A 21718-nucleotide genomic window follows, 5' to 3' on the forward strand; every position below is an offset into this window, starting at 1 on the left:
GACCGCCTAGTTAACCGAGCGAGGCAACTGCGCGCACGAGCTGGTCAATGTCGTGCGGCGTATTGAACGGCTGGAGGCCGACTCCCACGGCACCTCCAGCCTCAGCGATGCCCATGGCCTCCAGCAGTGGCGATTCGTATGCATCAACAATGCTGGTCACCAGGCCATTATCCAGCAGCCTGTCCACGACCACCTTCGCCGACACCCCATCGACGAGGAAGCTAACGCGCGGAATGTGCTGTGCCCGCGACACACTCGCGAAAGAATCATCTTCGGTATCCATGCCGATGATGTACACCCGCGGCAGGGTCATCAGCGCCGCAATCAGGCGCTCCGACAACGTCGTCAAGTAGCGAGAAACCTGCGGCATCGCCGTTTCAATGCGGTGCCTACGCGACCCCCTCGCCGTGCTATCCAGCGATGCCAGGTGCAGCACCGATTCCGACACCCCACCGAGCAGTGCCGGCGACACCGGGGAAACCTCCATCCGCTCGACGCCGCGCGCATTCGGCACATAGCTTAACGACGTCATGCGCTCGAACATCTCAGGATCCTTGAACACCAAAGCCGCGACCTCAGGCCCGCCCAGCACGGAGGCGTCAACCAGCATGATGTCGGCGCCCAGCTTGCTCATCGACACGTCGCGGTAGGCGACAATATCCGAGGCGTCGACCAACACCCAGGCGTTGGAGTGCTCATGCACCCGCCGAGAAATGTCAGCTACCGGCGCAATGGTGCCAACGAACGGATCCGCGGCCGGGACGACAACGAGGCGAGTGTGCTCGTCTACAAGTTCGTCGAACTGCCAGGACGGCAACGTACCCGAGGACAAGTCGGCCTCAGCAATGCGGACATTAGCCCCGTAGAGATTGGCTGCTCGGCGTAGTGGTGCGTGTACGACCTGCGAACCGATGCGAGAAATCACCAGATTAGAGCCGAGCGTCAAGCGTCGACTCATTGCGGAGGTGAACTGCTCCATGAGCACCTCACGCGAAGATCCCAACACCACACCGGCGACCGGACCGCCAGTGAGGTCTGCAAAAGCCCGGCGCGCACTGGCGGTCAGTTCCGCTGCAGCGGGAACACCCGAGCTACGCGACTGACCATGAGCCCCCGCCCCGGTCTCACCCGGAAGGGACTTCTGCGCGTTGCGAAATGCAGAGATCATCGCAGCCTGAACACGTTCGGGCACCTGGGTGCGTTGACCCGCATTGAGGTATGCCCACCCGTCGGAAAGCGACGAGTAAGCACCCCTGGTTGTAGGCACATCGAAGGCCATGAAAACCCTTTCCCGGTTTCGAATTCAAGCTGCGATATCTATTTCAGAATTAACCGTGCAATCACCCACGAATCGAGTGTCCATGCCTCGAACCGTGTATCGCTTGCCCATCTTAGTTGGAGCCAATTCTATCGAAGCAACCCCCTATAGGATAATCTTTATCCCTTTTTAGTAGTTGCTTAAAATTGGCTGAACTTTTCCTGCCTGCAGCCATGCGCAAGCACTCCCGATGCGTGAACTATATGCACCAGCCGCAGGCCATAAAGCAGTTACAGCGGCGATTGTATGTAAGTTTTCCAGAGTCACATAACCAGTTGTGGAACCAGCCTCAGAAGCACCACGTAACCACCAATGACGACCATCCCACGCGACCGTTGTTCGCCGTTACGACGTGGAATAATGGCTCGCCCGGCGCTGTCGGTATTCAATCTAATCCGCCCTTGCTAGTAGTTTGGAGACGTGACTAACGCAGAAAATGATTGCCAATCCGCAGACGCCGCCGACCAGTCTGCCGATACTGTGCGCAATGGCTCCGCTATCCGCACGGAGGAAACCCTCCGCCGCGACATTGCGCGAATGGTTGACGCAACGGGTGAGGCACCGGCTTTCAAGTCGCGTTCCCGTACCATGGGCGCTGCCTGGCGGGATTTGGCTACCGGCTTTGGCCAGCGCGAACTGTGGCTGCAACTGGGCTGGCAGGACATCAAGCAGCGGTACCGTCGCTCCACGCTTGGCCCGCTGTGGATCACCATTGCCACCGGCGCAATGGCCCTGGCTCTCGGCCTGCTGTACTCGCTGCTGTTCCAGCAGGACCTGGCGTTCTTCCTGCCGCACGTGACCGTTGGTCTGATTATCTGGGGCTTCATCTCCGGCTGCGTGCGCGAGGGCGCAACCGTCTTCATTGAAAACGAAGGCCTCATCAAACAGTTGCCCAGTGCGCTGAGTGTTCACGTCTACAGGCTGGTGTGGCGTCAGTTGCTTTTCCTGGCCCACAACATGGTGATCTGGCTGATTCTCGTGCTGGTCTTCCGCCCGGATTTGGGCTGGAACTTCTTCCTAGTCATCCCAGCGATGGCACTGCTGGTGGTCAACGGTGTGTGGGTGACGATGTTCTTCGGCATCATCGCTACGCGCTACCGCGACGTGGCACCACTGCTGGATTCCCTAATTCAGCTGGTGTTTTACATGACTCCGATTGTGTGGACCACCAAGACACTGGAGGAACAGGGCGGTGCCGTCGCCGAACGCGCACGCATCGCAGAGATCAATCCCCTGTTCCACTACCTGGAAATCATCCGCGCCCCACTGACCGGCCAACCGGTGGATACCTACCACTGGTGGATCGTCCTCGCCTGCACCGCAGTTGGCCTGCTGCTGGCACTCGGGGCCATGCGCCTGTGGCGCTCCCGCGTGAGCTACTGGGTTTAGGCCGCAAAGGCCGTCGTAAAGCGAATAGAACTAGCAAGGGATAAGCATGGTCAGCATTGATACTTACAACGCGTGCGTTGACTTCCCCATTTTCGACGCCAAATCGCGGTCGATGAAGAAGGCGTTCCTCGGCGCCGCGGGTGGTGCGATTGGCCGCAATGACTCCAATGTCGTGGTCATTGAGGCGCTGAAGGACATCAACATCCATCTGCGCGAGGGCGACCGCGTCGGCTTGGTAGGCCACAACGGAGCGGGTAAGTCCACGCTGCTGCGACTACTGTCGGGAATCTATGAGCCCACGCGCGGTGCCGCCAATGTGCGCGGGCGTGTGGCGCCGGTGTTCGACCTCGGTGTCGGCATGGACCCGGAGATCTCCGGCCTGGAAAACATCATCATCCGTGGCCTGTTCCTGGGGCAGACGCGCAAGCAGATGAAATCCAAGCTCGACGAAATCGCAGAATTCACCGAACTCGGCGATTACCTGCACATGCCACTGCGCACCTACTCCACCGGTATGCGCGTGCGTTTGGCGCTCGGTGTGGTCACGTCCATTGAGCCGGAGATTCTGCTTCTCGACGAAGGCATCGGAGCCGTGGACGCCGCGTTTATGGCGAAGGCCCGGACGAAGTTGACCGAATTGGTCGACCGCTCCGGTCTGCTGGTGTTTGCGTCGCACTCGAATGAATTCCTGGCGCAGCTGTGTGACACGGCACTGTGGATTGATCACGGTACGGTTCGACAGGCAGGGCTTGTCGACGAAGTGGTCGAAGCCTACGAAGGTAAAAAGGCCGCCGACCAGGTGCGCAACGTGCTCGCGCAGCGCCGGTAGCAGCTTCGCGGGGAGCTGGGCGCGGGTCCATAGTGGCCAAGCGGGCGGCTCGCGGACAGATTGCGGGCGGCGCGGGTGGTTGGCACGGATGGTTGGAATTGCTCACCCGAAGCAACATGGCAAGATAGACAGCAATAAAAACAGTAATAAACGGTACGTCCCCGATGGAGAACGAAGTGAGCGAAAACTCGGCTGACCACCCAAAGCACGATGAGGCAGCTACGGCCGCGATCGTCGTGACTCACAACCGCATCGAGGACCTGCGTCAATCGCTTCCCATCGTTGCCAGCCAGACCCACATGCCGAAATGGCTCATCATCGTCGACAACGGCAACGACCCGAAGGTCAAGGAGCTCGCTGAGCAGGTGGCGGCGCAGCAGTCGTCGGAAAGCGGATCGGCGCCGGAAATTCACTACTTCGGCTCCAAGACGAACCTGGGCGGCGCTGGTGGTTTCGCACTGGGCATGCTGACTGCGCTGTCGCTGGGCGCGGAGTGGATTTGGTGCGCCGATGATGACGGCCGCCCGGAGGACTCCTACGTGCTGAAGGCGCTGCACAGCTGCGCGCGACGTCACCAGCTTGACGCTGTCTCGCCGGTGGTCTGCGACATTAAGGCCCCGAACAAGCTGGCATTCCCCCTGCGCCGCGGGCTGGTGTGGCGCCGTCATCGCGAGGAGCTTTTCGAAAGCGGCATCAACCCCAAACTCCCGGAAGTACGCGACTCCGAGGGCACGAAGTGGTTTACCAACTTCGCAGATCAGAAGGCTGCGACCGGGCTCGAACTGCCTAGCGACCTCGAGACCATCGACGGCAACCACGACCTCCTGCCCGGCATCGCATCCCTGTTCAACGGCGCGCTGTTTAGCGCCCGCTCGCTGGAACAGCTCGGCGTTCCCGACTACCGCCTGTTCATCCGCGGCGACGAGGTCGAATTCCACCGCCGCCTGGTCCGCTCCGGCCTCCGGTTCGGCACATGCTTGACGACGGCCTACCTGCACCCCTCCGGCTCGGGTGAATTTGTGCCCATTCTCGGTGGCAAGATGCACACGCAGTACCCGACCAATGACTTCAAGCGCTACTTCACCTACCGCAACCGCGGCTACCTGATGAGCCAGCCCGGCATGCGCAAACTCATGCCACAGGAGTTCCTGCGCTTCGGCTGGTTCTTCCTGGTCCAGCGTCGCGATGTCCGCGGCTTCTACCGCTGGTTCAAGCTTTTGAAGCAGGGGCGCGCGGAGAACTTCGAGCGCTTCGATCCGAAGTCGAAGTAGTTCGGGCTGGGGCTGGTGGGGTTGCTTGCGGGGGCTGGTGGGACGCAAGCATTGAGGCGCAGGCGTTGCGGCGCTGGGGCTGGTGTGGCTGGTGGGGCCGAGGTTGCGGCGCTGGCGTTGGGGTTGCGGCGCTGGGGCTGGGGTTGCGGCGCTGGGCTTGCTGAGGCTGGGGTTGCGCTGGCCTGCATATTTGGCCTCACCCGGGTCGTGTAGTCCGCATTCCGAGTGCTCAGCGCGCAAAAGCGTTACCTAACCCCTGGTTCCCCTCCCTTCCTCTGACATTTCGATGAGGTATTCACTCATCGATGCGCTACAGCCTGCGCATAAGTGAATAGTCCTACGATAAGTGCGCGGGCCAGGCCAACAGCATGGCCATAAGTCCTGAAAAGTCATCGACAGGTGGCGGGAAGTTGGCCATAAGTCCCGGAAAAACATCGATAAGCTCCAGGAAATTGGCCATAAGTGAGCACGACGGCCAAAAAGCGTCGATGAGTCTTGAAAAACCGTCGATGAGTGAAGTGAAACTGGCCATAAGTCGCTGGAAATCCGAGCCAATCCGCTCGAAATCGCTCCTCGAAATCGTTCCAAGTCCGGTCAGCACAATAGCAACAGGTCAGCAGCTGAACTTAGCTGAAGTCGCGCGAGGCCGGTGCATTTTCCAGAAGCTGCAAACGCTGCTTACGCTCCTGGATTCTCGACTCACGGAGCTGCCGATCTTTATACGGGACAGTGGCTTGACGAAAACGCCCAACTTCGGACGAAAATACCAACCCACCTGCCTGAATGCGCTGCCTCTGCCGAATAGCGAACTGTCGCAAGACCTCCACGCAGTCCCCATTAATGACCTGTGCCCATTGGAAGCGGAGTACATCTAAGTGGAGGTTCCTCAGACGCTTCTCGCGAGCTTGCTCTGCCAGAAGTACAGTCTCAGTGGCTGCTATCCCGCCACCGGAATACTTAGTCAGCCCATCGAACTCAATGATCAAATTCAGATGAGGCACATAAAAATCGACGCGCCCAATGAATCCTTCACTGTCATAGAACTCGACTTGCTGCATGAGCACGCATTTTTCGTCGTAAAGCGTGGCAATTCCTGAGTCGATTATGCATTTCTTTGTGATTGACTCACCGATGGTTTCGCTGTGTTCGCTGGCAGTTCGAAGTAGCTCACGGGCACGACGGGTCCCCGGCGAACGTGGGTAATTTGTGAGGACTGTATGCAATTCTTCGAGGTCACACCACTTCCGTAGTGCGGTGTCAACGACGATTGGCCCGTTTTCGGACTCGCTGGTGCGGCAAATATCGATGACGGTTTTCGGCACATCGGTAACGCAGCGCCCACCAATGCGAACGATGTCTTGTTCGAGAATTTTGCCACCGACATGGCGCAATCCGCCGCCAGGTCGGCGCAAGCCGGAATTGGCAAGCGCGATTGTGGCATTTCGAACAAGCAACGGGATGCCATGCAACGCAGCGGCTGCTTCGCCTGTAATGATTGTCCCGGATCCTGGTTTGACCAGTGCCTTTATCTGCAGTTGAAAACGTTCAAATGCTGACAGCGCATTCCAGCGAGAGCACTCGATGTAGGTGCCGTGCGCCAGTCTGAGTAGGGATTTATCTCGAGTACTTGTGCTTTCGACGTGGCCGTGCAGATTATCCAGCTCTGACTTGGCACTGACATATTCACAAGGATGCTTGATTTGCTTCTGCGCAGCCGCGTGGATGAGGCCATCGGAATCGTAATTCCAGGTTGGCATTGGTGTTCGGCACTCCCTAAGGTTGGTTGCGTTTTGGCTGCAGGTTCGTTGCAGGCTGACTACAGGAACTCACGCATTGGAATTAGTGCCTTCATTTATGGCCGACTCCGTGAAAATTGGCAGAATAAAAGCCGCCAAATTGCCCGTTCCTGTGGACAATTTGGCGGCTGTGGATAACTAGCTGCGGACACCCAGCTGTCGCTTACTTACCATTTGGCGCCGTCCTCAACAGCGAGACCGAACGGGATGCCCGTGTCCGACGGCCAGTATGTCTTGTCAGTCGAGAAGCTAATCGTTGCCTTTTCCCCGTCGCTGTGGAGATTTGGGTTAATCACGACATGGTCAATAGTGCGTGTTTCAGATTCATTACTTCCTGCGAGCTTGGCTGTCACTTCAGTTGGCTGGTCAAGAACCAAAATCGCAAACTGTCGGTCATCGGCGAGATGCGGGTTGGGATCCTCGCGCTGCTGATAAGCGAGAACCTCGGCGCGATTCTGGAAAATCTTCACCGTGCCGGTCACCGTCTGCTGGCCACTGGTGCCATTGCTCGACGAAGAACCCGTGTCCGAAGCCCCAGACTGCGAACCCGAACCAGACCCAGACCCCGCAGCCTGCTGCCCCGCCGTCGGATTTGGGCCACCGTTGGCACCACTAGCGCCATCAGCACCAGAACCATCAGCGCCAGCACCCGCCCCCGAGCCCGAGCCCGGCGCGCAATCACTACCAGCAGCAATGGCCTCGACGATATCCAGGTTGTCAGCCGGAATCCAGTTAAACTGTTCGAACTCCCCAGCACCCGGATTCGCAGGCGTTTCCACCAGCTCATTGCCCTGGCGCGTCACCAGTAAATCTTCCTGATTACGTCCGCCTCTCTCTGCAGAAAACGAGAACATACCCGGCTGCCCAGTAGCTCGCTGAAGGGCGCGACGTACACCGCCCGTTGAAGAAGCACCGTCATGGTAGGAATTCTGAAACTGAATTTCCTGGCCGTTTTCGTCGACGCCGTAGACACCAATCGCATTAATTTCGGCGCTCATCGCACTTGTGCCGTAGTTCAGCACCAGCTCGGGCACGCACCCATCATCAAGATGCACGAGCGCGTATTTCATCGCCCCACCAGGACTAACTTCACCGACAAAAGTCTGCAGTGGCGCTGGATTCGCCAGCACCTGCTTGTACACAACGACGGCCTTCTCCGCCTGCGCCTGCACCTGCGCATCGCCATTTTCGCTTGACGACGATCCACTGCCCTCGGCAGCCGGCGAATCGCCACCTCGATCGCTGGACATCTTGACAAACAGGAACACGACCATTGCAAGGATGATTAGTACCAGCAGCACCAGAATGGTGATGAGCTGTTTGCGTGTTTTGTCGCCTGTGTTATTCGGGGGCATGGGCGTAGTCATACGAGGCGGGGCTCCGTTCGAAAATTTATGAATTTTTAAGGTGAGTAAACACTATTAGAGCACGAAACCGGCGAATTTCCTGTTATCCGCCGGTTTCTGCACTCTAGGGGTTAACCCCGCCCAGGCTCAGCCCAATCTCAGCAAGACTACTCGCCTTGGAAGAACTTTTCCCAGTTGTCTTCGCTGGTCAGCGACGGCACGGCGGCACGCCACTGCTTCGCAAGGTCGTCCCACTTGGAGGACAGTTCGCGCATGAGGCTGATGGTCTCGGCGCGCATGGACTTTTCCTTATCCAGGTCGCGGACCAGGTGACGCACACCGTTCTGGGAGGCATCGGTGACCCAGACATCATCGAAGGTGGAAATGTGCCACCAGAAGGAGTCCTCGAAGGCCACAGCCACCGGACCCGGGCGCTTCTTGCCCATCTGGGTGTACGCAAGCCGCTTTGCCATCGTCTTGTTTTCACTGGAGATTTCGTGTGACGGTGGGCGAACCGGAGTCAGACCACCCGGCATCTCGTGCATCGGCAGCAGCTCGGTCTCCGGGAAGCTCTTTCGACCAGCAGAAATGCGGGCGAAGTCGCCCTGCGATGCGTTCTTCAGCACCTCCGGGCCACGCAGCAGGTCACGAACAGCTTCCATCTGCGTCCAGGCCAGGCCGTAGCGCATAGAGACCAGGTTCGAGAGGATTCGTCGTGAAGCGACGTTGACCATGTCCTTCGCGGTGACATCGCCGTGCATGGTGGCGGCGATGAGGGAGTTGCGCAGGCCGAAGTACTGGGCGGCGTTTTCGATGTCCTTCCAGTAGAAATCGGCGTGCCAGACGGCGGCGCCCGGAATGGTGTCGGTCGGGTAACCAGCCTTGGCAGCACGGAAGCCGTAGTCGATGTCGTCGTACTGGAAGAACAGCGGCAGCGCCAGGCCAATCTTCTTAATGACCTCGGACGGCACCAGGCAGGTCCACCAGGCGTTGTAGTCAACACCCAGGCGACGCAGCTGGTGGTACTTGCGCACGTCCACGTCGGCGTAACCGAACTTGGGGTCGTTCTCCTCGACGGTCAGCGCCTTCCAGTTGTAGGTCTCGCCGGTGCGGAAGAGACTGGTCGGGTTGAACAGGAAGAGCATCTGCGCGCCGAGCAGCATCGGCTTTTCCGCGCACACGGCCAGGGCGGATAGGCGCAGGGTGGTTTCGGGCTCGGGGCGGATGTCGTCGTCGGTAAGCAGCACCATGCAGTCGCCCGCAGCGGTGGCATCGCGCATGCCGCGGGAAAAACCGCCGGCGCCGCCGAGGTTCGGCTGATGGACGACGTTCAGGCGCTCGCCGAGGACCTCCTTGGCCCAGATGAAGTCAGCTTCGTCGGCTGGGTGCTGTTCGCCCTGGTCAACGACGCGGATGGTGCGAACGCGCTCAAGGGCTGGCAGGTCCTCAGCCAGCGTGGCGACGGTTCGAGCACAGTCAACCGGTCGGTTGTAAGAACAAATGACCAGGTCAGTCGGAATATCACGCTTGATAGCCGACTTGGGCACAACATAGCGGACATCGGAAATCTTTGCGCCTGCGTCCTCGGTGTCGAAGCGCAGGTGAATGGCACCGCCATCGGCGAAGCGGTCCAGCGGAACGGTCAGGCGCACCTCTTCATTGGCAGAACCCGACATCGGCGAGTGCTCACCGGTCCAGTTGCCGTCGGCATCCGAGCCGCCCGCTGCCCAGGAGTCCTCCAAGCGGAGGTGGCCCCCAATATCCTCGGTGTAGGCCAGCACACGCGCGGAACCGACCACGCGCGCGCGGATTTCGACCTGCTTAATTGAGGTCCAGCGCTGCCAGTAAGAAGCTCGGAAGCGCCCGAAGTAGGTGTCAGTGCGCACTACGGTGTGGCGACCGAGCGTGATCGAGTTACGGGTGGCCTGCACCGAGCTGTCGTAGGCGCCAACGCCTTCGACTCGGTAGTACAAATCCGGCTCCACCCAGTCTGCGGGCGGAGCAAACAGCACGCGCTGAATAGTCAGCATGTCAACATCGGTTTCGGCGGTCAGCTGAGTGGATTCCTTATTAGAAGCAGTCGAAGTCACGCCCCCCAGCGTATCGCGCTATTTCACACGGAAGATGAATACACGCTGAATGATGAAGTTAATTACCGTCGCAACGCCCTGCGCGACGACGAATGCGCCGAACTGTGCCCACTGCGCGTTCCAGTCCCAGGATTCGACGAGCCAGGGCTGTAACACGTTGAAGATACCGACCTGGGTGGCGTAAGTAATCAGGTACAGCACCGCAACTGCCAGCACCTTCTTCGCCGAGGACTTCGACTTGAAGGTCCAGCGGCTGTTGATGATGTACGCCGTAATCGTGCCGAAAACCCAGCCGACCGTCTTGCCCCAGAAGTTGGTCACCCCGAAGACGTTGAGCATGATGAACGTCAGGCCGAAGTCCACCACCGCCGCAATAACGCCGGAGATAATAAAGCGCATCATCTGCACTTTCAGACCGTGCTCGTCCTTGGTCTCCGTCGCCATCGGCACTGCGGCCGAGTCCTCTACGACAAAGCCATTTTCGTGGGAGCCGTTTCCGAGCTTGCCGTTTTCACGGTTCGGGTTTTCATTTGCTGTTTCATTCGCTGACACGCCTAGAAATTCTAGGCCACCGGCCAGCTAACAAACAGCCAGCGCGAACATGAAGAGGCAATAAAGAGGAGAAACGAACTAACGCCGCAGCGCCTCACGCAGCAGATCCAGCCGCTCCACCGGCGAGAGCACATCCTCCCCAGCTAGGCCCAACGCACTCATCTCCGCCCAGCTAGCCGCCGCCAATTCCTCCACGTCCTCGCCGGATAGCGGGATGCCCTCGTCGCTCTCCCATCCGAGGCGCTCCATGACATGCGCCGCCACATCATGCCGCAGCTCATCCGAAGTCAGCGCCGCCAAACACAGCAGCTCCACCAACGCCGCATCGTGCCCGGCTGGGTCTTTCTCGGCGTCCTCTATAGGCAATGCACGCAATCGCTTAACGACGCTCTCCCCCGCCTCCCCGGTCAATTCCAGCGCGGTTGATTCCGACCTCTGCAGGTCCAGAGCCTGTAACAGGGGCACGAATTCAAACACCCCCGACCTCTCGATGATGTCCACGACATCGGCACGAGCGGTGGCCAACGTATTTTGAATAGAGTCCCGTCCGGTCAATTCCCTATTGATTGCGGCAATATCTACCGGCTCCTCCGCGTCCACATCCCCCAGTGCGCGGATAGAACCCGAGCCACCGATGCACAGGGCATCCGGCGTGGCCTCATCGCGGGCAAAAGCTTCTCTGACCTGCAAGATATGTTCCCACAGGCCCCACTGCCAGATAAGGGTATCGCCGGGACTTTGCAGCACCTCGGCAACTGTGGTGGATAAGGGAACATCGACGACTCCGCCCGCTGCGGGTCTGCCGCCAGTCACCAGCTGCGCCACAGACTCCACCGCAGAGCCGGGCAAATGGAACTTCGTCGGCACGCTTTCGTCGCCCCACCCAAAGATGACCGCTAACACGCGGGACAGGCTTCGCAGATCCATCTGGTCATTGACCCCGAAGACGCGGTGGGCACTGCACGGTTCTTCCTCTAAAGAGGCACCGATAATGAGCGTGGCCGGTTCCGTGGCCACGCGAACGCCTGGGAAGGCGACTACGTTATCGGTCTGTGCTGCCATACCTCACAGCGTACGCAGGAAAAACAAGGTGGCCTGGATAGCAAAAACTCGCTACAATGCGCACGTTTTTACCAGCGGAATCTGGCGCGGCTCCGCGCCCCACGGCTCTGCCAAGTACTTGCGACGCAGGCGCTGCGACTCCACAGCCATCCACTGCGCTACCAGCTCTTCTACCCCGCGGGCAAGCCCCAGCACCGGTCCTGCGACTTTTTCGCCAACATGCGGAAAATCAATGACCTCCACGTCGTTGACCTTGGGAAACCGCGGCTCCGTCAGATTTCCCTTGCCGGGCTTGGCCTTCTCTTCCTTCGCGGCGGCGCGCAGCTGTCCGATGTGGTCACGAATGCCGGCCACCGATGCTGGCAGGTCCACCACCGTGGCCTCCGCCTGCTCAATCGCCTGCGATAGCAGGTCCGCCCCCTCAGCCCCCTCAGCACTCTCAGCACTCTCAGCTGCAGCGTCACCGCCACCATCGCCCGCGGTCACAGTCGCAACAAAGCAACCGGTGAGCAGATTGGTGGCGGTCTCCAGGGCTCCGTCGTCAAGCGGATCGACCAGCCATGCACCCGACAACCTCTCGCCTGCAAAGGACGGCGAGAGCTCCACATGCCAAATGACAACGGGCGATGTGGAACTACATACGGCAAGGGTCTGCGGAGTAGCAGCGGGCGTGGATGTCATGAGGTTGATGGTATCGCGAGTGACGGATTCGAAGCGGGGTAGCCTTTATCGCATGTTCGACTTTTTCAAGAAGAAGCCGCGCGAAACCATCAACATGGCCGCCGAGTACACCAACACCCCGCTGTCGAACCAGATGGTCATGCTGTTCGCCGAGGAACTGCCCATCCTCGACAGCAAGGAACGCGCTGCAGTCTACCGCGCCCTCGAGGCATACGACGGCCCGCAAATCACCTCGCAGGAAATGCTGCCGGAAGAAATCCGAAAAATCATGGATTTGTAGCCTTCCAGCATAATTCGTTCGCTTTCCGACGGCCCGTGCGCGGCCACAAGCGTGACCAACACCTCGGAGCGTCACGGGCGACGGAGCCGGTGCAAAGGGGTAGCCTAGCCTTGATGTCCACTAACACTAACGGCAAGTCCAGCACCGATGCTTCGAACGGTGCCTACGGAGCCGTACACACAGAAGCCAGGACCCTGACCGGTTGGGGTCGTACCGCCCCCGCTAAGTCCCAGGTGCTGTCGACGCCGGACTTGGATGAAATCGTTAACGCCGTCAAGGCTGTCGCAGACCAGAACTCCGACAAGCCTGACCACCTGCGCCGCGGTGTAATTGCCCGCGGTATGGGCCGCTCTTACGGCGACCCCGCCCAGAACTCGGGCGGTCTTGTCATCGACATGCAGAAGCTCAACAAGATCCACTCCATTGACCAGGAGTCGGCGATTGTTGATGTCGACGGCGGTGTCACGCTGGATCAGCTGATGAAGGCTGCACTGCCCTACGGTCTGTGGGTGCCGGTACTGCCGGGTACTCGCCAGGTCACTATCGGTGGTGCCATTGGCCCGGATATTCACGGTAAGAACCACCACTCCGCAGGTTCTTTCGGCAACCATGTGCTGTCGATGGAGCTGCTGGTCGCTGACGGCCGCATCCTGCACCTCGAGCCGGAGGGCTCCGCGGATGACCCGGACGGCAAGCTGTTCTGGGCAACTGTCGGCGGCATGGGCCTGACCGGCATTATTGTCCGCGCTCGGATCAAGATGACCAAGACCGAGACGGCGTACTTCATCGCCGATGGCGACATGACCCACACTCTGGACGAGACCATCGAGTTCCACTCCGATGGCTCCGAGGAGAACTTCACTTACTCCTCCGCGTGGTTCGATGCCATCTCGCCGGAGCCGAAGCTGGGACGCGCCGCAATCTCCCGCGGTTCGCTGGCAACCCTGGCTCAGCTGGAGGAATACGCCCCGAAGCTGGCCAAGGACCCGCTGAAGTTCAACGCTCCGCAGCTGGTGACCGTGCCGGATATCTTCCCGTCCTTCACCATGAACAAGCTGACCATGATCAGCATTGGTGAGCTGTGGTGGCTGAAGTCCGGTACCTACCGGAACCAGGTGCAGAACCTCACGCAGTTCTACCAGCCGCTGGATCTCATCGGTGAGTGGAACCGCGGCTATGGCTCCAAGGGCTTCCTGCAGTACCAGTTCGTTGTTCCGCGCGAGGCCGTCGAGCCGTTCAAGGAGATTGTCCGCGATATCCAGCGCTCCGGCCACTACTCGGCGCTGAATGTGTTCAAGCTGTTCGGCGAGGGTAATCGCGCTCCGCTGTCTTACCCGATGCCGGGTTGGAACGTCTGCGTGGACTTCCCGATTAAGCCGGGTCTCGGCCAGTTCCTGGACGACCTCGACCGTCGCGTCATGGAGTTCGGCGGCCGCCTCTACCTGGCCAAGGAGTCGCGCACTTCCGCCGCTAACTTCCACCAGATGTACCCCGAGATGCAGAGCTGGCTGGACACCCGCAACGAGATCGACCCGCACGGTGTCTTCGCCTCTGACATGTCGCGTCGACTGGAACTGCACTAAAAGAACCGAGAGGATTTAAGCCCCAATGATTAATGCTGTAGGCGCTGCCCAGTCCATCCTGCTGCTCGGCGGCACTAGTGAAATCGGTCTGGCTATTACCGCCGAGTTCCTGAAGAAGGGCCCGGCCAAGGTCATCCTGGCTTCCCTGCCGAACGATCCGCTGCGCGAGGCCTCCGCTGAGAAGATGAAGGCCGCCGGTGCTTCCGAGGTTGTCACCCTCGACTTCGACGCAACGGACTTCGACTCCCACCCGGAGGTCGTCGAGAAGGCATTTGCCGACGGCGACGTGGATATCTGCATCGTCGCGTTCGGCATGCTTGGCGACGCCGAGGAGCTCTGGCAGAACCAGCGCAAGGCCGTCCTGGCTGCGAACATCAACTACACCGGTGCGATGTCGATGGGTGTTCTGGTTGGTCAGAAGTTCAAGGCGCAGGGCCACGGCCAGTTCATTGCCATGTCCTCCGTTGCTGGTGAGCGCGTGCGTCGCTCCAACTTTGTCTACGGTTCCACCAAGGCCGGCCTGGATGGTTTCTACCTGAACCTGGGTGAGGCCCTGGAGGAGTACGGCGTCAAGACCCTGGTTATCCGCCCGGGTCAGGTCCGTACCCGTATGTCCGCTGACGTGGACGAGGCGCCACTGACTGTGAATAAGGAAGATGTCGCCAAGCTCGCAGTGAAATCCGTCGAGGCCGGTAAGACCCTGGTCTGGGCTCCGCCGGCATTCCAGCTTGTGATGATGGTGCTGAAGCACATCCCGCGCCCGATCTTCAAGAAGCTGCCGATTTAAAAGTGGGGTTCGAGGGACTCGATAGAACCCGGCGGGGCTTGACGGGCTGACGTACCCACCTTTAGCTCCGCCGTTCGTCGGAGTCCGGTTCCTGTGCAAAACTTGAGGGCATGGTAGACAAGCAGGCCGAAACCTCGAGCGCTGACACCACAGGTGCCGACAACACTAGCGCCAACACAATGGGCGCACGATCCTTTAGTGAGCTGGTTGACGAAGATCGCTATGAGATCTTCAATGATGACCAGCTCACCCTCAAGGCTGCCCTCCTCTACCTGGTTGCTGCGCTTGTGGGCGGTTCGGTTATCGCTCTGGCGTCCTGGTTTGTGTTCCACCGCCTGTCGCTGCCGGCCTTTGGCGGCTCGCAGCTGACCAGGGCAGTCGCAACGGCGCTGATTGTCATCACGCTGACGCTCACCACCGTCCTGCTGTATTTCTTCGCCACCAAGGGCAAAGACAATCGCCCCCGGTGGCTAACGTGGTTGACATACCTGATGGCTTACATGTCACCGGCCATTCTGGTGGTCTCTGCCGTCGGCCTGCCGCTGGGCTCGACCAGGCTGTGGTTAGACGGTCTGTCTGTCGACCAGGAGTTCCGCACTGAATACCTCACCAGGATGGCCGCGGAGCCTGGCCTGCATGACATGTCGTACATCGACATCCCGTCTTTCTACCCCGCTGGTTGGTTCTTCCTGGGCGGACGCCTGGCCAATATCCTGGGCATCGCCGGCTGGGAGGTCTTCCAGCCCTGGGCGTTGATGACACTCGCCGCTGCTGGCTGTGTTTTGGTTCCGGTGTGGCAACGCCTGAGTGGCTCCCTGCCAGTAGCCACTGGCATTGCGCTGACAACCACGGCCGTCGCCCTGGCCACTGTCGCCGATGAGCCCTACGCCGCAGTCGTTGCTATGGGTCTTCCGGCGATGACCGTGATGGCCTGGCGCGGTCTCACCGGCGCTTGGTCCGCCATGTTTGGCGTGCTCGTCTTCCTGGGTATTTCTGCGACTCTCTACACTCTTTACACTGCCGTAGGCGCGCTTATCGTGGTCGTGTTGGCCGTGGTCGCGTGGACGTCGTCAAGCTCGTGGATGCCTGTAGTGCGCCTGATCATTATGGGCGTGGGATCGATGCTGATTGCGGCGACGGTGTGGGGCCCGTACATGCTGGCGGTTGCGACGGGGGCACCGCGCTCGGGCGCGACAGCGACGCATTACCTGCCGCCGGAGGGCGCGCAGTTGCCTTTGCCGATGCTCGCCGCCAGCGTGATCGGTGTGCTGTGTTTCATCGGTGTCGTGCGCATGCTGGTCAGCGCTACAGAGCCGGATGCCCGCGCGCTCGGCCTGGGCACGCTGGTGCTCTATGGCTGGGTAGTGGCCTCGATGGTGGCGACACTGCTCGGACGCACGCTGCTGGGGTTTCGCCTCACCGCACCGATTACGTTCATGTTGATCGCGGCTGGTGTGGTCGCGCTTGCCGACGCCCGTCTCAACGGAATCGAGAAGTACTGGCCGCAGGCGGCACCAGCTCACATTGCCAAGCGTGTTTCCGCGGTAATGGCGGCAGTCTTGCTGCTGGCGGGCATTGGCTACGCGCAGTCGATTCCGAATAAGTTGCATGGCGCCATCGACTTGGCGCATACCGACACCGACGGTAACGGCGAGCGCGCGGACCGCTTCCCACCGAATGCCGGGGCGTGGTACTCAGCGGTGGACCAAACGCTGAAGGAGGCTGGGCTCAATCCGGCCCAGACAGTGGTGCTGACGGATGAGAAGAATTTCCAGGCACTCTATCCCTGGTACGGATTCCAGGCACTGACCAGCCACTACGCTAACCCTCTGGGTGAGTTTGACCGCCGTAATCAGGCATTGGAGGAATGGTCGGAGATTCGCGACCCCGATGAGCTCGTGCAGGCAATGGACGAAACGCCGTGGCGCGGACCAGATGCCATTGTGCTGCGAGGCGAGGTTGAGACGCCTGATGGCGAGGATGCCGCTCCGCTGACGTTGGACATCGCGGATGATATCTATCCGAACAATCCGAATGTGGTCTTCCGGAGCCTGAATTTTGCCCGCTCTGCATTTGAGGGGCACTGGGAGCTAAACCAGGTCGGCCCGTTTGTAGTGGCGGTTCGCAAGTAGGTATTGGCAAGTCGATATTGAGCGGCTATCCCCTGCCACAAACGTGATTCCTGTTACTAATGTGGAAACTGTGATGTAACTTTCGCGTTGCAAACTCAAAGAAAAAGGCCAATTACCGTAGTATCTTTTCTTGTGACTGCCGAAACTAAAGAAATCAAAGAAAGTGTCGACGGCTCACCCGAAGTGACCATCGACCGCGTGGAGAGACCGCCTATGGACGGCCCCTCTCCTACGACGCTGACTCGTTGGACAGCGATTATCGCTGGAATCGTCGGTTTCATTTGCTTTGTCATCACACCGTTCCTCCCGGTCGTGAATACCCAGTCCTCCGTGTCTTGGCCTCAGCGCGACACACTGAACTCAGTGGATGCGCCACTCATGGCGCAGGCACCGTTGGACCTGAGCGTCGATTTGCCTCTGTCGCTGACGGATGAACTTTCCGACAAGCGGACAACCCTGTTGTCGACTATCCCGCCGACCGCGGATAAGCCGACCAAACGGGGCTTGATGGTGCGTTCGGGCAAGGACGGCCTCGACGTCATTCTGCGCGACAGCGTGGTGATGAGCCTGGATAAGAAGGAACTTGCCAACAACAAGGGCAAGATCCTGGAGATCCGCTCAAACGAGCATGAGACCACCGTCAACATCGACGGCGCCAAGAACTCAGATGGTGAGAAGCTCACCGCCACCGCACAGGGCGATTACCGCCCGCAGGTCACCGGTATCTACACTGACCTGCCCGCTGACGGCGACGTGGCCAAGGCCGTAGCCGATGGGCTCAATGTCCACATGAACATCGACTCCCGCTACACCTCACACCCGACTGTGGTGAAGTACATCGTCATGTACTTGGGGCTGCTTCTGACGCTGGCTTCCCTGGTCGCGTTAGCTCGCATTGACCGTATCGACGGTTCCCCCTTCACTCCGCTGTTCAAGCGCGGTGCGTTGAAGCCGACTCCGCTGGACATCCTGGTTGGCACGATTTTGGTTGTTTGGCACTTCATCGGTGGCAACACCTCCGATGACGGTTACATCTTCACCATGGCGCGCGTCTCCGACGAGTCGGGCTACATGGCGAACTACTACCGTTGGTTCGGCGCTCCTGAGTCACCGTTCGGCAGCCCCTACTACGACCTGCTGTCGCTGATGGTGAAGGTGTCCACCTCGTCTCTGTGGATGCGACTTCCTGCGCTGCTGTCCGCACTGCTGGTGTGGTTCATTATTTCCCGAATGGTTATCCCGCGCCTCGGCGAGAAGATTGCCCAGCGCCGGGTGGCCTACTGGTCTGCTGCTGGTGTGCTGTTGGCCTTCTGGCTGCCGTACAACAACGGACTGCGCCCGGAGCCGGTCATTGCTCTGGGATCCCTGCTGACCTGGGTATTTATCGAACGCGCAATTCTGACTCGACGCCTGCTGCCAGCTGCAGTCGCAGTGGTTATCGCCACGCTGGCACTGGGCTCGGGCCCGACGGGCCTAATGGCAGTTGCTGCCCTGCTCGCAGGCATCCCGATGCTGGTGCGCATTGTCGTTGAGCGCCATAAGGCTCTCGGTGGTGGTTGGCAGGCCCCACTGATGCAGATCGCACCGTTCCTGGCTGCGGGCACCGCCATCTTGGTCGGTGTCTTCGGCGACCAGACTTTGGCCACGGTCCGCGAGTCCATTCGCGTCCGCAGCATCATCGGCCCGTCGGAGCCTTGGTACAACGAGTACGTCCGCTACTACTGGCTGGTGCTGCAGTCGGTCGACGGCGCGTTCCCGCGTCGTTTCCCGGTTCTGATTGCACTGGCGTGCTTGAGCATCACGATTGCCGCGCTGCTTCGTCACCGCACCGTTCCGGGGGCTCTGGCCGGTCCGTCGGCACGCCTGGTGTTCATGTTCATCGGCACCATGTTCTTCCTGACCTTCACGCCGACAAAGTGGACGCACCACTTCGGCGTATACGCGGGCATCGCGGCTTCCCTGGCAGCACTTGCCGCCATGGCCATTAGCCATTGGGTAGCAGGTAACCCGCGCAACCAGCTGTTCTTTGCCGGTGGTTTCACCTTCATCCTCGCTTTCTCGCTGATGGGTATTAACGGCTGGTGGTATGTGTCGTCCTACGGTGTGCCGTGGTTCGACAAGACCATTCAGTTGCGCGGCCACCAGCTCGGTTCAGCAGTATTGGCTCTGGCCTTGCTACTGCTGCTGGCTGGTGCCGTAATGAACTTCGTCCAGGAGTTCCGTACCAAGCCGAAGTCGCAGGAAAAGTCGGCACGCGCGCGCCGCATCAATGCAGTTGCATCGTCCCCGATTGCGGTGACGACACTGTTGGTGACAATGTTCATGGTGGCTTCACTGGGCAAGGGCGCAGTATCGCAGTACCCGGCCTACTCGGTCGCCGCGGGCAATATCCGCTCCTTGACTGGTCAGACATGTAATCTGGCGAGCGATGTGCTGATGGAAACCGATCCGAACGATGGTTTCTTGAGCACCGTTGATGGTAAGCCGCTAGCGGAATCACTGCGCGGTGGCGACAAGAGCCGTGGCTTCGACCCGAACGGCGTCCCGTCAAACATGAAGGCCGAAGCTGTGGACACCAGCCAGAGCCAGGCAAGTACTGCCGACACTGATGATCAATCTTCTGATCCGGAAGCCACAGTTGAGGGCGGTTCCGCGTCGGGCACCGACGGCGGTAAGCGCGCCGACAAGGGTGTCAACGGCTCGCAGGTCGAGCTGCCATTTGGCTTGAATCCGGATAAGGTGCCGGTGCTTGGCTCCTACTCCGAGGACATTCAGCGTCCGGCAAGCCTGGAAACTTCCTGGTTCCAGCTGCCTGAGATTGACGAGGACCACCCGCTACTCGTCGTATCGGCGGCCGGCCGTATCTTCCACCACGACATCAACGGTGTTGCTCAGCCGGGTCGCAAGCTGGTGGCACAGTACGGTCGCAAGGGCGGCGACGAGGACGGCTTCGAGGTCCTCTCCGAGTCGGAGCCGATTGATATCGGCCCTGCTCCGACCTGGCGTAACCTGCGCTTCCTGACCGAGGAGATCCCAGAGGGAGCCACCGCTGTGCGACTGGTCGCGGAGGACAATGATGTCTCCGAGGATCAGTGGCTGGCGCTGACCCCGCCTCGCCTGGCCGAACTGCAGTCGATGACTGATGTCATCTCACCGGAAACTGCGACTATCCCGGACTGGCCGGTTGCCTTCCAGTTCCCGTGCCAGCGTCCGTTCGACCACTACGCCGGTGTCGCGGAACTTCCGGAGTACCGCATCACTCCGGACCGTGGTCTGAAGGTCGTCGGCTCAGATGTCTGGCAGTCGGTCGATGGCGGTGGTCCGCTCGGATTCTCCGACGCTGTGAATGAGGCTACGTCCGTACCGACTTACCTCAAGAACGACTGGCGCCGCGACTGGGGTTCCGTCGAGAAGCTCTCGCCGCGTCCGAATAAGGACAAGGTCAAGCCGGATGTCGCCGAAATTGAGTATGAAGATATCACTCGCTCGGGTCTATACTCGCCCGGGAAGATGATTGTGAAGGATCCCTAGGCGAAAGAGCCTCGGCGCTTCCTTCACCTAAGGAGCCCGAGTGACTGCACAAACCCGTTCCATCGTTGTCGCCGCAATGGTTGTGACTGACCCGGTGGGGCGGGTTTTGTGCGTTCGTAAGCGGGGTACGGATACGTTCATGCTGCCCGGCGGCAAGTTCGAGCCGGGTGAGTCCGTCGATAACCCGGAGGTCACTGCCGCGCGCGAGGTCTCCGAGGAGCTCGGCGTGGATATCGAGCTATCGCAACTGCGTCCGTGGAATATCGCCCGCGCAGCCGCCGCCAACGAGGCGGGCTTCGAGGTCGTCGGCCACCATGTGCGCTATGTCGGCGAGTTCACCGATGAGCTGGCGAACGTTCAGCCCCACGCCGAGATTGAAGAGGTCCGCTGGCTCGACCCCTGGCTGCCGACCGGGAAAATCGCCCCTATGCTGGCCGAGACCACTCTGCCGAAGCTCCGTGAAGAGCTGCCGCAGCTTGCCGCTGGCCGTGAACAGCCACAGCGCGCACTGTCGTCACTAACTGTTTTCTGCGGCTCCGGCTTCGGCAACGATCCCGCCTGGCGCGTCACCGCCGAACGCCTCGGCCAGACACTCGCGAAAAATCGGGTGGAGCTCGTCTACGGTGGCGCGGCGATTGGTCTTATGGGCACGGTTGCTAACGCAGCGCTTGACGACGGCGGCAGTGTCACCGGTGTCATCCCCGAGGTCCTGGTCAAGAAGGAAATTGCCCATCCGCGGCTGACTCACCTGGAAACTGTTGCGACTATGGCCGATCGAAAGTCGCGTATGTATGAGCTCGGCGATGCTTTTGTTGCGCTCCCCGGCGGTGCGGGCACACTGGAAGAGTTCTTCGAGGTGTGGACCCAGCAGCACCTGGGGATTCATGCCAAGCCAGTGGCGTTGCTGGGGCCTTCGGGATTTTGGGAGCCCCTGTTGGTGCTCCTGCGCAATGTTGTGGATGCGGGCTTTGTGCGGCCGGAGCTTCTCGATGCGCTTATCGTCGTCGACGACGTCGACAAGCTCCTACCTGCGTTGATTGCGTGGCGTGCGGGGCGGACGAAGTTTTAGCC

General features: G+C 60.1%; 16 protein-coding genes. 9 read left to right on the plus strand and 7 right to left on the minus strand.

Going from position 1 to position 21718, the window contains the following annotated elements:
* Nucleotides 1-10: 10 nt before the first annotated feature.
* Nucleotides 11-1279: an aminotransferase class V-fold PLP-dependent enzyme gene (locus HMPREF2708_RS04300; protein WP_070832740.1), complete on the minus strand. Its 1269-nt coding sequence runs from the start codon at nucleotides 1277-1279 to the stop codon at nucleotides 11-13.
* A gap of 459 nt (nucleotides 1280-1738) precedes the next feature.
* Here HMPREF2708_RS04300 and HMPREF2708_RS04305 point away from each other — a divergent pair, with 459 nt between their 5' ends.
* The 3 genes from HMPREF2708_RS04305 (at nucleotide 1739) to HMPREF2708_RS04315 (ending at nucleotide 4807) form a co-directional block, all read left to right on the plus strand.
* On the plus strand, nucleotides 1739-2707 hold the full coding sequence (locus tag HMPREF2708_RS04305) for a galactan export ABC transporter permease subunit Wzm/RfbD (RefSeq protein WP_083321871.1): 969 nt from the start codon (nucleotides 1739-1741) through the stop codon (nucleotides 2705-2707).
* Between the two features lie 46 nt (nucleotides 2708-2753).
* The gene (locus HMPREF2708_RS04310; RefSeq protein WP_070832743.1) at nucleotides 2754-3536 is read left to right on the plus strand and encodes a galactan export ABC transporter ATP-binding subunit Wzt/RfbE; all 783 of its coding nucleotides are present in this window, start codon (nucleotides 2754-2756) and stop codon (nucleotides 3534-3536) included.
* Nucleotides 3537-3700: 164 nt separating this feature from the next.
* A complete protein-coding gene (locus tag HMPREF2708_RS04315; RefSeq protein ID WP_070832747.1) occupies nucleotides 3701-4807 on the plus strand; it encodes a glycosyltransferase in 1107 nt (368 codons plus the stop codon).
* Between the two features lie 626 nt (nucleotides 4808-5433).
* Here the strand turns inward: HMPREF2708_RS04315 and HMPREF2708_RS04325 are convergent.
* The 6 genes from HMPREF2708_RS04325 to HMPREF2708_RS04350 all read right to left on the minus strand — a co-directional run bounded on the left by HMPREF2708_RS04325 (nucleotide 5434) and on the right by HMPREF2708_RS04350 (nucleotide 12334).
* Nucleotides 5434-6564 carry a PDDEXK family nuclease gene (locus tag HMPREF2708_RS04325; RefSeq protein WP_070832752.1) on the minus strand — a complete coding sequence of 377 codons (1131 nt, stop codon included), beginning with the start codon at nucleotides 6562-6564 and terminating at the stop codon, nucleotides 5434-5436.
* A gap of 206 nt (nucleotides 6565-6770) precedes the next feature.
* A complete protein-coding gene (locus HMPREF2708_RS04330) occupies nucleotides 6771-7970 on the minus strand; it encodes a hypothetical protein (protein ID WP_070832755.1) in 1200 nt (399 codons plus the stop codon).
* 146 nt (nucleotides 7971-8116) lie between these two features.
* The gene (locus tag HMPREF2708_RS04335) at nucleotides 8117-10039 is read right to left on the minus strand and encodes a glycosyltransferase (protein ID WP_070832758.1); all 1923 of its coding nucleotides are present in this window, start codon (nucleotides 10037-10039) and stop codon (nucleotides 8117-8119) included.
* Nucleotides 10040-10057: 18 nt separating this feature from the next.
* Nucleotides 10058-10591, minus strand: coding sequence for a GtrA family protein (locus tag HMPREF2708_RS04340; protein WP_070832760.1), 534 nt, complete (start codon nucleotides 10589-10591; stop codon nucleotides 10058-10060).
* Nucleotides 10592-10669: 78 nt separating this feature from the next.
* Nucleotides 10670-11653, minus strand: a complete 984-nt coding sequence (locus HMPREF2708_RS04345; RefSeq protein WP_070832763.1) for a hypothetical protein — start codon at nucleotides 11651-11653, stop codon at nucleotides 10670-10672.
* Nucleotides 11654-11704: 51 nt separating this feature from the next.
* Complete coding sequence (locus HMPREF2708_RS04350; protein WP_070832766.1) at nucleotides 11705-12334, minus strand: hypothetical protein; 630 nt, start codon at nucleotides 12332-12334, stop codon at nucleotides 11705-11707.
* Nucleotides 12335-12386: 52 nt separating this feature from the next.
* On the opposite strand from HMPREF2708_RS04350, the gene HMPREF2708_RS04355 reads away from it, so the two are divergent.
* The 6 genes from HMPREF2708_RS04355 (at nucleotide 12387) to HMPREF2708_RS04380 (ending at nucleotide 21716) form a co-directional block, all read left to right on the plus strand.
* Nucleotides 12387-12614, plus strand: a complete 228-nt coding sequence (locus HMPREF2708_RS04355) for a hypothetical protein (RefSeq protein ID WP_070832769.1) — start codon at nucleotides 12387-12389, stop codon at nucleotides 12612-12614.
* Nucleotides 12615-12727: 113 nt separating this feature from the next.
* Nucleotides 12728-14197, plus strand: coding sequence for a decaprenylphosphoryl-beta-D-ribose oxidase (locus HMPREF2708_RS04360; RefSeq protein ID WP_049172477.1), 1470 nt, complete (start codon nucleotides 12728-12730; stop codon nucleotides 14195-14197).
* 25 nt (nucleotides 14198-14222) lie between these two features.
* Nucleotides 14223-14984: a decaprenylphospho-beta-D-erythro-pentofuranosid-2-ulose 2-reductase gene (locus HMPREF2708_RS04365; RefSeq protein ID WP_069359684.1), complete on the plus strand. Its 762-nt coding sequence runs from the start codon at nucleotides 14223-14225 to the stop codon at nucleotides 14982-14984.
* A 110-nt stretch (nucleotides 14985-15094) separates the two neighbouring features.
* A complete protein-coding gene (locus HMPREF2708_RS04370) occupies nucleotides 15095-17116 on the plus strand; it encodes a galactan 5-O-arabinofuranosyltransferase (protein WP_070832772.1) in 2022 nt (673 codons plus the stop codon).
* Between the two features lie 132 nt (nucleotides 17117-17248).
* Nucleotides 17249-20647 carry an arabinosyltransferase domain-containing protein gene (locus tag HMPREF2708_RS04375; RefSeq protein WP_070832775.1) on the plus strand — a complete coding sequence of 1133 codons (3399 nt, stop codon included), beginning with the start codon at nucleotides 17249-17251 and terminating at the stop codon, nucleotides 20645-20647.
* 40 nt (nucleotides 20648-20687) lie between these two features.
* Nucleotides 20688-21716, plus strand: coding sequence for a TIGR00730 family Rossman fold protein (locus HMPREF2708_RS04380; protein WP_070832777.1), 1029 nt, complete (start codon nucleotides 20688-20690; stop codon nucleotides 21714-21716).
* Nucleotides 21717-21718: the final 2 nt, after the last annotated feature.

This window comes from Corynebacterium sp. HMSC073H12 (assembly GCF_001837775.1).
GTDB lineage: Bacteria > Actinomycetota > Actinomycetes > Mycobacteriales > Mycobacteriaceae > Corynebacterium > Corynebacterium amycolatum.

Excerpts from the sequence above, each read along its gene's own strand:
- HMPREF2708_RS04300 (WP_070832740.1), bottom strand. The coding sequence starts at position 1,279 with ATGGCCTTCGATGTGCCTACAACCAGGGGTGCTTACTCGTCGCTTTCC.
- HMPREF2708_RS04310 (WP_070832743.1), top strand. The coding sequence starts at position 2,754 with ATGGTCAGCATTGATACTTACAACGCGTGCGTTGACTTCCCCATTTTC.
- HMPREF2708_RS04315 (WP_070832747.1), top strand. The coding sequence starts at position 3,701 with ATGGAGAACGAAGTGAGCGAAAACTCGGCTGACCACCCAAAGCACGAT.
- HMPREF2708_RS04325 (WP_070832752.1), bottom strand. The coding sequence starts at position 6,564 with ATGCCAACCTGGAATTACGATTCCGATGGCCTCATCCACGCGGCTGCG.
- HMPREF2708_RS04330 (WP_070832755.1), bottom strand. The coding sequence starts at position 7,970 with ATGACTACGCCCATGCCCCCGAATAACACAGGCGACAAAACACGCAAA.
- HMPREF2708_RS04345 (WP_070832763.1), bottom strand. The coding sequence starts at position 11,653 with ATGGCAGCACAGACCGATAACGTAGTCGCCTTCCCAGGCGTTCGCGTG.
- HMPREF2708_RS04350 (WP_070832766.1), bottom strand. The coding sequence starts at position 12,334 with ATGACATCCACGCCCGCTGCTACTCCGCAGACCCTTGCCGTATGTAGT.
- HMPREF2708_RS04355 (WP_070832769.1), top strand. The coding sequence starts at position 12,387 with ATGTTCGACTTTTTCAAGAAGAAGCCGCGCGAAACCATCAACATGGCC.
- HMPREF2708_RS04360 (WP_049172477.1), top strand. The coding sequence starts at position 12,728 with ATGTCCACTAACACTAACGGCAAGTCCAGCACCGATGCTTCGAACGGT.
- HMPREF2708_RS04365 (WP_069359684.1), top strand. The coding sequence starts at position 14,223 with ATGATTAATGCTGTAGGCGCTGCCCAGTCCATCCTGCTGCTCGGCGGC.
- HMPREF2708_RS04370 (WP_070832772.1), top strand. The coding sequence starts at position 15,095 with ATGGTAGACAAGCAGGCCGAAACCTCGAGCGCTGACACCACAGGTGCC.